General features: G+C 58.5%; 11 protein-coding genes. 4 read left to right on the forward strand and 7 right to left on the reverse strand.

Features of this window, described 5'->3' with window-relative positions; all coding sequences use genetic code 11:
- Window positions 1–104: 104 nt before the first annotated feature.
- Window positions 105–1,421, reverse strand: a complete 1,317-nt coding sequence (locus tag ACYZTZ_RS18750; RefSeq protein ID WP_462000689.1) for a Na+/H+ antiporter family protein — start codon at window positions 1,419–1,421, stop codon at window positions 105–107.
- Between the two features lie 328 nt (window positions 1,422–1,749).
- Here ACYZTZ_RS18750 and ACYZTZ_RS18755 point away from each other — a divergent pair, with 328 nt between their 5' ends.
- Window positions 1,750–3,897 (forward strand): methyl-accepting chemotaxis protein, encoded by a 2,148-nt coding sequence (locus tag ACYZTZ_RS18755; protein ID WP_461999308.1) that lies wholly within the window; start codon window positions 1,750–1,752, stop codon window positions 3,895–3,897.
- 196 nt (window positions 3,898–4,093) lie between these two features.
- On the opposite strand, the gene ACYZTZ_RS18760 is transcribed toward ACYZTZ_RS18755, so the two are convergent.
- Genes ACYZTZ_RS18760 through ACYZTZ_RS18775 form a run of 4 tightly spaced genes read right to left on the reverse strand, consistent with a single transcriptional unit; the run spans window position 4,094 to window position 6,707 of the window.
- Complete coding sequence (locus ACYZTZ_RS18760) at window positions 4,094–5,407, reverse strand: sensor histidine kinase (protein WP_461999309.1); 1,314 nt, start codon at window positions 5,405–5,407, stop codon at window positions 4,094–4,096.
- On the reverse strand, window positions 5,404–6,072 hold the full coding sequence (locus ACYZTZ_RS18765) for a response regulator transcription factor (RefSeq protein ID WP_056740136.1): 669 nt from the start codon (window positions 6,070–6,072) through the stop codon (window positions 5,404–5,406). The genes ACYZTZ_RS18760 and ACYZTZ_RS18765 overlap by 4 nt, the downstream gene beginning before the upstream one ends.
- 3 nt (window positions 6,073–6,075) lie before the next feature.
- Window positions 6,076–6,399 (reverse strand): PepSY domain-containing protein, encoded by a 324-nt coding sequence (locus ACYZTZ_RS18770; protein ID WP_461999310.1) that lies wholly within the window; start codon window positions 6,397–6,399, stop codon window positions 6,076–6,078.
- Entirely contained in the window at window positions 6,399–6,707 is a 309-nt protein-coding gene (locus ACYZTZ_RS18775) for a PepSY domain-containing protein (protein WP_415768058.1), read from the reverse strand. Before ACYZTZ_RS18775 ends, ACYZTZ_RS18770 begins: the two co-directional genes overlap by 1 nt.
- A 247-nt stretch (window positions 6,708–6,954) precedes the next feature.
- On the opposite strand from ACYZTZ_RS18775, the gene ACYZTZ_RS18780 reads away from it, so the two are divergent.
- From ACYZTZ_RS18780 to ACYZTZ_RS18790, 3 genes are all read left to right on the forward strand, one after another.
- Window positions 6,955–8,034, forward strand: a complete 1,080-nt coding sequence (locus ACYZTZ_RS18780; protein WP_461999311.1) for a patatin-like phospholipase family protein — start codon at window positions 6,955–6,957, stop codon at window positions 8,032–8,034.
- Between the two features lie 279 nt (window positions 8,035–8,313).
- On the forward strand, window positions 8,314–9,498 hold the full coding sequence (locus ACYZTZ_RS18785; protein ID WP_461999312.1) for a tyrosine-type recombinase/integrase: 1,185 nt from the start codon (window positions 8,314–8,316) through the stop codon (window positions 9,496–9,498).
- Between the two features lie 180 nt (window positions 9,499–9,678).
- A complete protein-coding gene (locus tag ACYZTZ_RS18790) occupies window positions 9,679–11,607 on the forward strand; it encodes a hypothetical protein (protein ID WP_461999313.1) in 1,929 nt (642 codons plus the stop codon).
- On the opposite strand, the gene ACYZTZ_RS18795 is transcribed toward ACYZTZ_RS18790, so the two are convergent.
- Window positions 11,608–12,123 (reverse strand): DUF2514 family protein, encoded by a 516-nt coding sequence (locus tag ACYZTZ_RS18795; RefSeq protein WP_461999314.1) that lies wholly within the window; start codon window positions 12,121–12,123, stop codon window positions 11,608–11,610.
- A complete protein-coding gene (locus ACYZTZ_RS18800; RefSeq protein ID WP_461999315.1) occupies window positions 12,120–12,677 on the reverse strand; it encodes a glycoside hydrolase family 19 protein in 558 nt (185 codons plus the stop codon). The genes ACYZTZ_RS18795 and ACYZTZ_RS18800 overlap by 4 nt, the downstream gene beginning before the upstream one ends.
- Window positions 12,678–12,714: the final 37 nt, after the last annotated feature.

Below are 12,714 nucleotides of genomic sequence, written 5' to 3' on the forward strand. Positions count from 1 at the left end.
AAATGTGGGAGCGAGCCTGCTCGCGAAAGCGGTATGTCAGTCACATCAATGCTGGATGTGCCGCCGCCTTCGCGAGCAGGCTCGCTCCCACAGGGGAAATGTGTTTAGAGGACCATCGCCGCCACCCAGCCGAACGCCAGCAGCGGGAGGTTGTAGTGCAGGAAGGTCGGGACCACGGTGTCCCAGATGTGGTGATGCTGGCCGTCGATGTTCAGGCCCGAGGTCGGGCCGAGGGTCGAGTCCGACGCCGGTGAACCGGCATCGCCCAGCGCACCGGCAGTCCCGACGATGCACACGATCGCGATCGGGCTGAAACCCAACTGCACGCACAACGGCACAAAAATCGCTGCCAGGATCGGCACTGTGGAAAACGACGAACCGATGCCCATGGTCACCAACAGTCCGACCAGCAACATCAGCAACGCGCCAATGCCTTTGCTGTGGCCGATCCACGAGGCCGAGGCTTCGACCAGTGTCTGCACCTCACCGGTGGCTTTCATCACTTCGGCAAACCCGGACGCGGCGATCATGATGAAACCGATCATCGCCATCATTTTCATGCCTTCGGTGAACAGGTCGTCGGTTTCACGCCACTTCACGATCCCCGACACCGAAAAAATCAGAAAGCCAGCCAACGCACCGATGATCATCGAGTCCAGCAACAGCTGAATGATGAACGCCACCGCGATGGCCAGACCGGCGACCATCAGGCTCAGCGGGTTGTACTGCACCGCGACCTGTTCGACTTGCTCGATCTTTTCCAGATCGTAGACGCGCTTCTTGCGATAGCTGACAAACGCTGCCGCGAGCCCGACGAACATGCCCAAGGCCGGAATCCCCATGGCATGGGTGACGTTGATGCCGCTGATGTCCACACCGCTACGGGCGACGTTGGCCAGCAGGATTTCATTAAGGAAGATGTTGCCGAAGCCCACGGGCAAGAACATGTACGGCGTAATCAGGCCGAAGGTCATGACGCAGGCAATCAGTCGGCGGTCCAGCTGCAGCTTGGTCAGCACATATAAAAGCGGCGGCACCAGCAGCGGAATGAAGGCGATATGTATCGGCAAGATATTCTGGGACGCGATGGCCACCACCCACAGCAAACCGATCAACAGCCATTTGACCTGACGGCCACCGCTGGCGTGCTGGCGGTCGACCATCAGCAAAGCTTTGTCGGCCAGGGCATGCGCCAGGCCGGACTTGGCAATGGCCACGGCGAAAGCGCCGAGCAATGCGTAGGACAACGCGACCGTCGCGCCGCCACCGAGACCACTGTTGAAGGCTTTGAGTGTCGCGTCGATGCCCAGGCCACCGGTCAAACCACCCACCAGGGCGCCCACGATCAGCGCGATTACTACGTGCACGCGGGACAGGCTGAGGATCAGCATGACGCCGACCGCGGCAATTACAGCATTAATCATCGGTACCTCAAGGCAAACGGAAAGAGTCCGGCCGGCAGTCTGCAAAGAGCCGCCAGCGGATTGAATGAGAGGGTTTTATTAGAGGGCGCGCACTGTGCCGGACCGCTGCCACCTTGTCAAAGCCAACACACATCCCCGTAGGAGCTGCCGAAGGCTGCGATCTTTTGATCTTCCGGCGCCATCGAAGACGTAAAGATCAAAGGATCGCAGCCTTCGGCAGCTCCTACGGGGTGAGAATCGATATTCAGAAAACGGCATAAAGAAAGCCGAATCGTGGCCGTTACAGTGCAAAGTCTCAGATATTTATCGAATAAAGGACGTCTCCATGTCGCTCAGACAACTTTCCATTCAATGGAAAATCACCCTGCTGGCCGGGCTGTGCCTGGCCGGCATCGTGACCCTGCTGGTGGGTCTTTCGCTGTATCGCATGGAGCACAGCTCCGAGATGGTGAAAGCATCCAGCATGGAGATGCTCACCGAAGCGGCCCAGGCCCGGATCGAATCCCAGGGTGAAAACCAGGCGCTGGGGATACGCCAGCAGTTCATGGACGCCTATCAATATGGCCACGGCTTTTCGCGTCAGGTGCTGTTCCTGCGCGACCAGGCCGAGAAGCGCTTCCTCGATGCCTTTGACCTGCGTGAAGACCTGACACGCCAGGTCAAATCGGCCCTGCAAGCCAACCCGGAACTGCTCGGCCTCTCGCTGGTGTTCGAAGCCAACGCGCTGGACGGCAAGGACGATCTGTTCGCCGGCCAGGCCGAGTTGGGCAGCAACGACAAGGGCCGTTTCGCCCTGTACTGGTCGCAACCGACTCCGGGCAAGGTGACGTCGATGGCGCTACCGGAAAGCGACATGGCCGACACCAGCACCGGCCCTAGCGGCGAACCGGCCAACGCCTGGTTCACCTGCCCGCGCACGACCCTCAAGCCCTGCGTGATCGAACCCTACTTCTATGTGATCGACGGCCAGAACGTGCTAATGACCAGCATCGTTTTCCCGCTGATGGTCAACGGCAAGGTCATCGCTTCGCTGTCGGTGGACATCAACCTCAACAGCCTGCAAGCCGTCAGCCAAGGTGCGAGCAAGAAACTCTATGACGGCCAGACCAACGTCAGCATCATCAGCCCGGTCGGTTTGCTGGCCGGTTACAGCCCGGACGCCAGCAAGCTCAGCCAGCGCCTGGACACCGTGGACAAGACCAACGGTGCCGAGCTGATCCGCATGCTCGCCGCCAGCAGCAAGACCGCAAGCCTGCACAACAATCAACAGCTCAAAGTGCTGTCGCCGTTCCAGCCGATTCCCGGTGGCAAGTCCTGGGGCGTGTTGCTCGATGTGCCGGAGAAAGTCCTGGTCGGCCCAGCCGAAGCGCTGAAAAAACAACTCGATGAAAGCAACACCGCCGGCACCCTGGTCGAACTCGGCCTGGGTGTGCTGGCCGCATTGATTGGCCTGTTGCTGGTGTGGCTGATGGCCCGCAGCGTGACCCGGCCGATCCTGGGTGTGGCGCACATGCTCGAAGACATTGCCAGCGGCGAAGGCGATCTGACCCGCCGCCTGGCCTACGACAAGCAGGATGAACTCGGCCAATTGGCCGGCTGGTTCAACCGCTTCCTCGACAAGCTGCAACCGATCATCGCCGAGGTCAAACGCTCGGTGCAGGACGCGCGCAGCACGGCGGATCAGTCGTCCGCAATCGCCACCCAGACCAGCGCCGGCATGGAGCAGCAATACCGTCAGGTGGATCAGGTCGCTACCGCTTCCCACGAAATGAGCGCCACTGCTCAAGACGTCGCTCGCAGTGCAGCGCAAGCGGCACAGGCGGCGCGGGATGCGGATCAGGCCACCCGTCGCGGTCTGACCGTGATCGACCGCACCACCACCAGCATCGACAACCTCGCCGCTGACATGAGCGCGGCAATGGTTCAAGTCGAAGGCCTGGCGGCCAACAGCGAGAAGATCGGTTCGGTGCTGGAAGTGATTCGGGCCATCGCCGAACAGACCAACCTGCTGGCGCTCAACGCCGCCATCGAGGCCGCTCGTGCCGGTGAAGCCGGACGCGGTTTTGCCGTGGTGGCCGATGAAGTGCGCAACCTGGCACGCCGGACCCAGGAGTCTGTCGAAGAAACCCGTCTGGTGATCGAGCAATTGCAGAGTGGCACTCAGGACGTGGTTGGTTCGATGAACAACAGCCATCGTCAGGCTCAGGGCAGTGTCGAACAGGTGGGTCAGGCGGTGACGGCGCTGCGCCAGATTGGTGAAGCGGTGACGGTGATCAGCGACATGAACCTGCAGATCGCCAGTGCCGCTGAAGAGCAAAGTGCCGTGGCCGAGGAGATCAACAACAACGTGGCGACGATTCGGGATGTGACGGAGTCGTTGTCAGGGCAGGCGAATGAGTCGGCGCGGGTGAGTCAGTCGCTCAATAGCCTGGCGAATCAGCAGCAGAGTTTGATGGATCAGTTTCGGGTCTGAGAGCCACCCCTCACCCTAACCCTCTCCCCAAAGGGGCGAGGGGACTGACCGAGTTGTTTATAAGAAATTCTTCGACCTGAAATATCGAGTCGAACTTAAGTTTTGAAAAACTTGAAGATCTGCTCCCTTTCCCCCCTCTCCCCACTGGGGCGGTCCGACGTTTCGGGAGGGCTGGGGTGAGGGGTGGCTTTCAGCATCAACGCTTGGGCAACTCGATCATTACCTTCAACCCGCCCCACTCGCTCTCCTCCAGCCGCAACACCCCGCCCCACGTATCAACGATGTCCCGCACAATCCCCAATCCCAACCCATGCCCATCCGTCTGTTCATCAAGCCTGGTCCCCCGGCTGAACACCTGATCGCGCTGGTTCTCGGGAATCCCCGGCCCATCGTCTTCCACGCTTAACTCAAACCCTTCTACCGTCTCGACCACGCTCAACCGAACCTCGGCGTCCGCCCATTTGCAGGCGTTGTCCAGCAGGTTACCGAGCAGTTCGAGCAAGTCCTCGCGATCCCAAGGCAGTTGCAACCCCTTCGGTGCCACATAGCTGAGGTCCAGATGCTCACCATGAATCATGTTCAACGTCGCCAGTAACCCAGGCAATTCAGCATCGCAATCAAACAACGCCCCCGGCAACGCATCGCCGGATAACCGTGCGCGATTGAGTTCGCGATTGAGTCGCTGCTGGACCTGTTCCAGCTGCGCCTGAATCACTTTGCGCAGTTCCGGCTGCGCATCGAGCTTCTCGCTTGAGGCCAGGCTCAACAACACCGCCAGCGGGGTTTTCAAGGCGTGGCCGAGGTTGCCCAGCGCATTGCGCGAACGCTTGAGGCTGTCTTCGGTGTGAGCGAGCAAATGGTTGATCTGCGCCACCAGCGGCTCAAGCTCTACCGGCACCTGATCATCGAGTTGCGAGCGCTGGCCCTGCTGCAACTGGGCGATCTGCTCTCGCGCCTTTTCCAGCGGGCGCAAGGCGCGGCGCACGGTGATCCGTTGCAGCAGCAGAATCAGCAGCAACCCCGTCAGCCCAAGGCCCAATCCGACTTGACGCATGCGCTGGAAACTCTCGCGCACCGGCGTGTAATCCTGGGCCACGCTGATGGAAATCGATTGGCCCAAGCGTCGATAGTCTGAACGCAGCACCAGCAATTGCTGGCCTTCCGGCCCCAATTGCAGGTTGCTGTGCAGGCCGGCATGGTCGAGGCGCGGCAGTTCCTGATCCCATAGCGAACGGGAGCGCCAATGGCTGTCGGCAAAATCGATGCGGAAGTAATGCCCGGAAAACGGTCGCTGATAGGCCGGCGACAGGTGTCGCTCATCCAGCTGTAAACCCTGCGGCCCACGCACCAGCGCCACCAGCAGGTTTTCGCTGTCGTCGCGCAGCCCGGCTTCGAGGTAGCGCTGCAAACCCATTTCGAACAGCCACAGGCTGGTCTGCGCCAGCACCAGGCCGACGATCACCATCACGCTGATCAGCCCCAGACTCAAGCGGCGCTGGATCGACCTCACTGGGCTTGCCCGCCGAACAGGTAACCCTGGCCGCGACGGGTTTCGATGACACTGCGCCCGAGTTTGCGCCGCAGGTGGTTGACGTGGACTTCGAGCACGTTGGAGTCGCGCTCGGTTTCACCGTCATAGAGGTGTTCGGCGAGGTGGCTTTTGGAAAGAATCTGCTCGGGGTGCAGCATGAAATAACGCAGCAGGCGGAATTCAGCGGCGGTGAGCTGGATGTCAGCACCGTCGCGGGTCACGCATTGTCGGCCTTCGTCCAGGTGCAGTCCGGCAGACTTGAGCGTCGGCTGGTTGGCATGGCCATGGGAACGGCGCAATAGCGCCTGGACGCGCAAGTGCAGCTCTTCGGGGTGGAAGGGTTTGGTCAGGTAATCGTCGGCGCCGGCCTTGAGGCCTTCGATCCGTTCAGCCCAGGAATCACGGGCGGTGAGGATCAGCACTGGCGTGGACAGACCAGCGGTCCGCCATTGCGTCAGCACCTCGAGCCCTGGCAAACCCGGCAGGCCGAGGTCGAGGATGATCAGGTCATAAGGCTCGCTGCTGCCCTGATACACCGCGTCGCGACCGTCGGCCAGCCAGTCCACGGCGTAACCCTGTCGGTTGAGGCCGGCCATCAGTTCGTCGGCCAGCGGCACATGGTCTTCCACCAGAAGCAAACGCATCGATCAATCTTCCCTGTCTTTCAGTAACTGGCCGGTGCTGGCGTCGAGGTCCAGTTCGCGGACCACACCGTCGGCGGTCAGCAACTCGACTTCATAAACATAGACGTCGTGTTTCTCTTCAAGCTCGGCTTCCAGCAATTTGGCCCCGGGGTAGCGGTCCAGCGCTTGCTGCAACAGCTGCTCCAGCGGCAGGATCACGCCCCGTTGACGCAGGCGCAGGGCTTCGTCCTGATCCAGGTCGCGGGCCATGACCACCGAGCAAAAAGCCAGAAGCGCCAGCGCCATTCGACCGCTCGTGCACCGATGTGAAAAAGAAAACACCTTCATTACGTATCCTGATGATCCTTGAGAATCTGCCCGCTGACAGCGTCCAATTCCAGGTCCCACTCAATGCCCTGAGGGTCGCGCAATTCCACCTGATAGATGTACTTGCCGTACTCTTCTTCCAGCTCGGTTTCGGTGATCTTGGCGCCGGGATGTTTGGCCAGAGCGGTGGCGTTGAGCTTCTCGAAAGACACAATGGTACCAGCGTCGCGCAGTCTCAGGGCTTCGTCGGGACCGAGGTCGCGAGCGTGGGCGATGCTGGCGGTCATGCCGATGATGGACGCGGTGAACAGGGCAGTCAGGATTTTCATGGGGGTCTCTCCGTATTTTTTTATGTGTTGCCTACGGAGTGCACCTTAACGGGGCGAACTTAATTGAAACTGAATTGCCATCATTGAAGATAGCAACACGACATCACCGCCCTGCACAAAACCTGTGGGAGCGGGCTTGCTCGCGAAAGCGGTGTGTCATTCAACATTAATATCGACTGATACACCGCTTTCGCGAGCAAGCCCGCTCCCACATAATCCGCACCGCTTGCCTGCATTCGAGACCGGTATGACCGCTATCCACATCAAGTTCCCCTCGCTGACGCTCAAGGCCGGCCCTCGCGCCTTGGCGCGCATCCGTGAAAACGGTTTGAGCGCCGCCGATGTCGGCACACTGCCGGGTGCCGCCGGTGGTCCCAAGGCGTTGGGGATTCAAGGTCTGGACCTGGCGTTGTTCGGCGAATGGCTGCCGGCGGCACCGCGCGAGCGTTCGTTGATCGGTGCGTCGGTGGGTTCCTGGCGCTTCGCCAGCGCGTGCCTGCCGGATGCCGCCGAAGGTATCCGCCGCCTCGGTCACCTCTACACCGAGCAGAACTTCGCCAAGGGCGTGACCATGGCGCAGATCAGTCTGAGCTCTCGGCGCATGCTCGATGACCTGCTCGACGGCCGCGATGCCTCGATTCTGGACAACGTTCATTACCGACTGAACATCATGGTGGTCAAAAGCCACGGCCTGCTGGCGGACGATCATCGCGGCCGACTGGGGCTGGGCCTGTCATCGGTGATCGCCGACAACCTGCGCGGCCGGGCGCGGCTGTCGCGGCATTTCGAGCGGCTGATCATTCACGATCCGCGTCTGGCACCGCCGGTCAATGCATTGAACGATTTCCCCTCGCGCTTCGTTGCGCTGAATGCCGGCAACCTGCGCCAGGCCTTGCTCGCGTCAGGCTCGATCCCGATGGTGATGGAAGGCGTGCGTAACCTACCGGGTGCCGGTGCCGGGACGTTTCGCGATGGCGGTCTGCTGGACTATCACCTCGACCTGCCCTACAGCGGCAACGACATCGTGCTCTATCCGCATTTCACCGACCGGGTGATTCCCGGCTGGTTCGACAAGACCCTGCCGTGGCGCCGCGCGTGTCCTGCCCGTTTGCAGGATGTCCTGTTGTTGGCGCCATCGAAGGAATACCTGGCGCGCCTGCCCTACGGCAAACTTCCGGACCGCAACGACTTCAAACGCTTCATGGGCGATGCCCCGAGCCGGCAGAAATACTGGCGCACGACGATGGATGAAAGCCGTCGCATGGGCGATGAGTTCCTCGAACTGGCTGCCAGCGGTCGCCTCGGGGAGCGCTTGCTGACCCTTTAGTCAGTGTTTTCCCGCAACGCCAAACGCAAACTGTTAAACTCGCCGCCTGCCCACATCGCCGCGGCGATCGCCACCTGACAGAGCTGAAACTACTGTGGAAATTTTCAAAATTTCCACGGTAGCCTCCCGCCGAAAACCTCCCCGCCTCAAAACCCCAAGCAAACCACCAGAAACAAACGATTAGCGCGTATCACCGCGTACCGGCCAATACCTTCCCAATGCGAAAAAGTTAGTACATCATCCAGTACATTGAAAAACGACCATCGGGAGGATGTACTAGTGGCACTCACGGACACCGCGGCCAAACAGGCAAAGCCAAAGGACAAGGCTTATACGCTCCCAGACGCGCTAGGGCTTTCGCTCTATATCGCCGCAAGCGGCATCAAGAGCTGGCATTTCCGGTTTACTTGGCTGGGGAAGCAGGCGCGCATTTCGTTCGGGACGTACCCAGACACCGGCCTAAAGGAAGCGCGCGCACGTCGAGACGCGGCACGGGAGGACATTGCGGCAGGTGTTGACCCGCGCAATTCAAGGAGGGAGAAGAAGGCCGGGATGATCGAGGCCGAGGACCAGACCTTCCGCCGCATCTATGACGAATGGCTGGCTTTCAGGAAGGGAAGTATTTCCGCTGGCACCTACAGGGTGATCAGCAACGCCATGGAGCTGGATGTGCTGCCGGTCTTTGGCGATCGGCAGATTGAATCCATCAAGCGGGCCGACGTCATCGGCTTGATCCGGCGCGTTGAGAAGCGCGGATCGGTTGGCACGGCCGTAAAGGTTCGGCAGCGGATGGGCCAGGTGTTCAGCTACGCCATTGCCACCGGCGTGATAGAGGCCAACCCTACCGCCGAGATGCACGCCGTCACCGAAAAGATGGGCCAGCACAAACCGCACCCATTCCTGCCCTTCAGCGAAATGCCATCTACCATGGCGGCGATCATGGACTGCGCATCAGGCCATCAGCTGAAGACAGCGATGATGCTGATGATCTACACCGCCTCGCGCCCGGGCGAAGTGCGTCATGCCGAATGGTCGGAGATCGATCTGGAGGCGGCAACCTGGACAACCCCTGCCGCCAAGATGAAGATGCGCAGGGACCATTCGGTCCCACTGTCGCGCCAGGCTGTCGATCTACTGAAAAGCATGCTGCCAATCACCAGCGGCAAGCGTTACGTCTTCATGAACCGCAACATCTCCACGGCACCCATCGGCACCAACTACGCGAACAACGTCATGGACTCCTGCGGCCTCACCGGCAAGCAGTCACCCCACGGTTTCCGGCACCTGTTCTCTACCGAAATGAACGACCGAGGGTACAACCGTGACTGGATCGAGCGGCAGCTGGCTCACGCTGATAGTAGTGTCATCCGCGATGTGTACAACCACGCCGCCTACCTGGAACAGCGTCGGGAGATGATGCAGGAGTGGGCTGATCTGGTTACACCTGGTAGCAAAGGGGCGTAAGCCCCCTTCTCCTGCTTGCTGCCGACAATCAGGCCTCCCTGCACCACCACGACTGTGCATACAGGCAGCCGTCGATTTCCTCCAGGCCGCTGAGCGTGAAAGCTCTGTCCCGTAACTGATTCACCCGGTAGCATTCGCGCCAACTGTTAATGTCTCCACTAGACCAAGGACCTCAAGGGAATGTCTAATCCGCAAATCGTACGAGCGATAAAGCTTTGCGCGATATTTTGCTTCATCGGCTGGGCCGTTTTTTACTCGCTCTTCATCCCAATATTCACACCGACATTTCATTTGGATGGGGCTTTCCAAACTGCTAGCGGGCTTTATCGCCTGGACGCAGGGCAGATGCCTGGTCGAGACTTCTTTCCTTATCTTGGAATAGGGCCGCTGTTCATTCTGTTTCCACTGTTTAAGCTACTTGGATCAAACCTTGCTGCCAGCGGCTTTTCCGCGCAATTTATCGTGCTGATTTTTGGGGCAGCAGCCGTATCAATTATCTGGCATTTGATCTTCAAGCCAGAAAAAAAGATAGATTCAATATTGGCTGGCAGTGTTCTTTTTATCGGGTCATTAGCAACGCTCACGGCAACCGGTCATATGGTTCCTAATTGGTTGCAGTTCGGCCTGACACCTGGCAACTCTCTGAAGCCTGTCAGGGCTTTTCTTCCCTATATGGCAATAGCCTTTCTCGCGATTCCTCTTGGCAGGATCGGGGCTATACGCTTCCTTTATCGTGGTGCATTTTGCGGTGCAATCCTGTTATGGTCGAATGACTTTGCACTGAGTACCGCTGCATTGTTTTCACTGTTAATGATCCCGCTAGCAGGTCGCGAAAAATGTATAAATGCAAGATGCATCGCATCTTACACAGCGGCACTCACGGTATCAGCAGTTACTCTTTATTGCATTACAACTGCTGGCCACCCACTAGATTTTTTGAAATACAACTTCATTGATGTAGCTAAAGACCAGTGGTGGTATTTCGGCGCCTACGGGGAAACCGCACGCATATACAATTTAGGTCAATTGACTCGGCTTTTTGCAGAAGATAACTACTTGCCCACGGCGGTACTTTTGGCTACTTCAGCCTACGCAGCTGTATCGAAGCGTAGCGATGTAGGTCTTGTGTCGTGGATAGGTCTGGCGCTGTTTGCAGGCGGCGCTGTTGCATCCGTCGGCGGCCACTTGGGCGACTACATGGGGCCTTTCTACTTTTGGGGCGCATGGGTAGTGATTGTCAGCGCATTGACAATTGTCGAGAAGACTTTTAACGCTTGGGATGGTCGCAGAATGGTCGTTTCGATTGGATCGTTAGCGCTCTCAATTGCGGCTCTGACACTTTCAATCACTGCGTTTGAATCATCGTCATCATCCGCGAAACACAATCCTGATCTGTTTTACTCTCCCGAGCTTGGCGGCTACCTCAACAACGAGTGGAAAGACTACATCGAGATGGCAAAGGACTCAAAAAATTCAATTGTCATTGAGGAGTACTGGGGTCTATGGAGCGCCACTAGAAAGTCATTCTCCGGCTGGCCTGTTGACTCTGTGATCCATGCTTTGGGAGGAGTGCGAGTAATAGCAAGCGAGCGACTTAAGAATGCAAACATCGTAATATCAACAAGAAACTCACTGTCTAATGTATGGCAGCCTTGGAGCTTAAGCCAAAACTATTGGTTCTATAAAGAGTTAATTGAAAATTTTACCCCATATGCAACCTCGCCAAACACATTGGTATGGAAGCGCAAAGCCACCACTGCTAGAAGTGCTGACACTGCCTGCATATACACTAACGCCGAACCAGCGATGATAACCATCAGCAATGACAAGAAAGGCTTCTATGAAGTAACCATGGAATATGAGTTCTCTAGCAACGGAAGATTCTTGACCATGATAAAAAACAACATATCGTTCGCGGCGAACGCACAAGGTTATGTATCGTTCGACCCTGCCGGATCGATAGTCACATTCCCAGCCTATTTAAAAAATGGGTCGACGCCATTGGATGTAACTTTGATTGGAGCGGCGCCTCGCACATTTTCAATTAAGTCGTGTAGAGCTAAGTTTATAACTGATAATGATGACGAGGTCACAAAACGACCAGACTAGTTATGGCCTCAGAAGCCCACCATACGCCTGTTCGCAGGTCATTCCCCGAGCTCTGGCTTGGTCAGCCTCTGAAGCCAGTTCACCCGCTCGCTGGTCAGCGCGCTTGAGCACGTCGGCAAGCACCATTGCGGCGCGGGCAGCTGCCTTGCTTGCGGCGGCAGTGCAGGAATTGCCGCTGGCTTCACTGGCCTCGAGTCGAGCGGCAATGGCATCGGCCGCCCCGCGCAGGCCGTCAGCAGAAGCGCGAGCGGTAGCAGCATCAGCCGTCGCCTGGTCAATGATTCGTTGGCCATCTTGCACCGCCTTGTTGATTGATCGTTGGTAGGCCTGTTCCTTGGTGCGTTCCGCTACCTCGTTGGCCGTCCGGGCCTCGGCGTCGAGTGTGTCGCGGTCGTTCCAGGCGGATTGCCATTCAGCATCCTTGACCGAAAGACCATGGTGGTAGGCACCGAACAGCGCGCCAGCCACCAGTGCGAGCGCAGCTATATAAGGAAGAAATCGCAGCAGAATCTTCATTCCAGTACCTTCAGCGCCGTTTCATAGAAGGCCAGACGCTCAGCCAGACCGTTCAAGCCGCCATTGATGCGCCGGGTAATATCATTGAATTCGCCAGGCCCGGCATCAGCCAACGCGTTCAGGTTCCGCGAATTCCAGAACCACGCCGCCGACTTCGCCTCCCACTCTGCCTGCTCCAGCAGCTCAGGCGTTCGAATCAGTCGATCATCCCCGAACAGCGCCTTGCTGCACGCCAGGTAGTTGTCGTGTCCGGTGATCTGAATCAGGCCGCGCCCGCGGTACTTCTGGCCGTCTCCGTCGGCCTCGGGCGTGTTACCCAGTCGCTTGGCCAATGGGCCGGTGTCGTACTTGCTCAGGTACTGGTCGCCGCCGAGCTCCTTCACATAGCAAAACTGACCTGACTCATGCCCCACCTGGGCGATGAACGCCGCCATGCGCAATCGGGTGTTGATCTGGTAGCGCTCCATCGCCAAATTCAGCGCAGACGCAAAAACGCCGGCTTGCTTGCCGGCGTTCGGGAGGATCTGCAGCAGTTGCTGCTGAGTAATGGGCATATTTTTCTCCGGGCGAAAATAAGCCCGCACTCGGCGG

It is taken from the genome of Pseudomonas sp. LB3P58, assembly GCF_054897895.1.

What these genes read in the sequence shown, in the direction of transcription:
- ACYZTZ_RS18755 (WP_461999308.1), top strand. Translation starts at nt 1,750, where the DNA reads ATGTCGCTCAGACAACTTTCCATTCAATGGAAAATCACCCTGCTGGCC.
- ACYZTZ_RS18795 (WP_461999314.1), bottom strand. Translation starts at nt 12,123, where the DNA reads ATGAAGATTCTGCTGCGATTTCTTCCTTATATAGCTGCGCTCGCACTG.
- ACYZTZ_RS18765 (WP_056740136.1), bottom strand. Translation starts at nt 6,072, where the DNA reads ATGCGTTTGCTTCTGGTGGAAGACCATGTGCCGCTGGCCGACGAACTG.
- ACYZTZ_RS18790 (WP_461999313.1), top strand. Translation starts at nt 9,679, where the DNA reads ATGTCTAATCCGCAAATCGTACGAGCGATAAAGCTTTGCGCGATATTT.
- ACYZTZ_RS18800 (WP_461999315.1), bottom strand. Translation starts at nt 12,677, where the DNA reads ATGCCCATTACTCAGCAGCAACTGCTGCAGATCCTCCCGAACGCCGGC.
- ACYZTZ_RS18775 (WP_415768058.1), bottom strand. Translation starts at nt 6,707, where the DNA reads ATGAAAATCCTGACTGCCCTGTTCACCGCGTCCATCATCGGCATGACC.
- ACYZTZ_RS18780 (WP_461999311.1), top strand. Translation starts at nt 6,955, where the DNA reads ATGACCGCTATCCACATCAAGTTCCCCTCGCTGACGCTCAAGGCCGGC.
- ACYZTZ_RS18770 (WP_461999310.1), bottom strand. Translation starts at nt 6,399, where the DNA reads ATGAAGGTGTTTTCTTTTTCACATCGGTGCACGAGCGGTCGAATGGCG.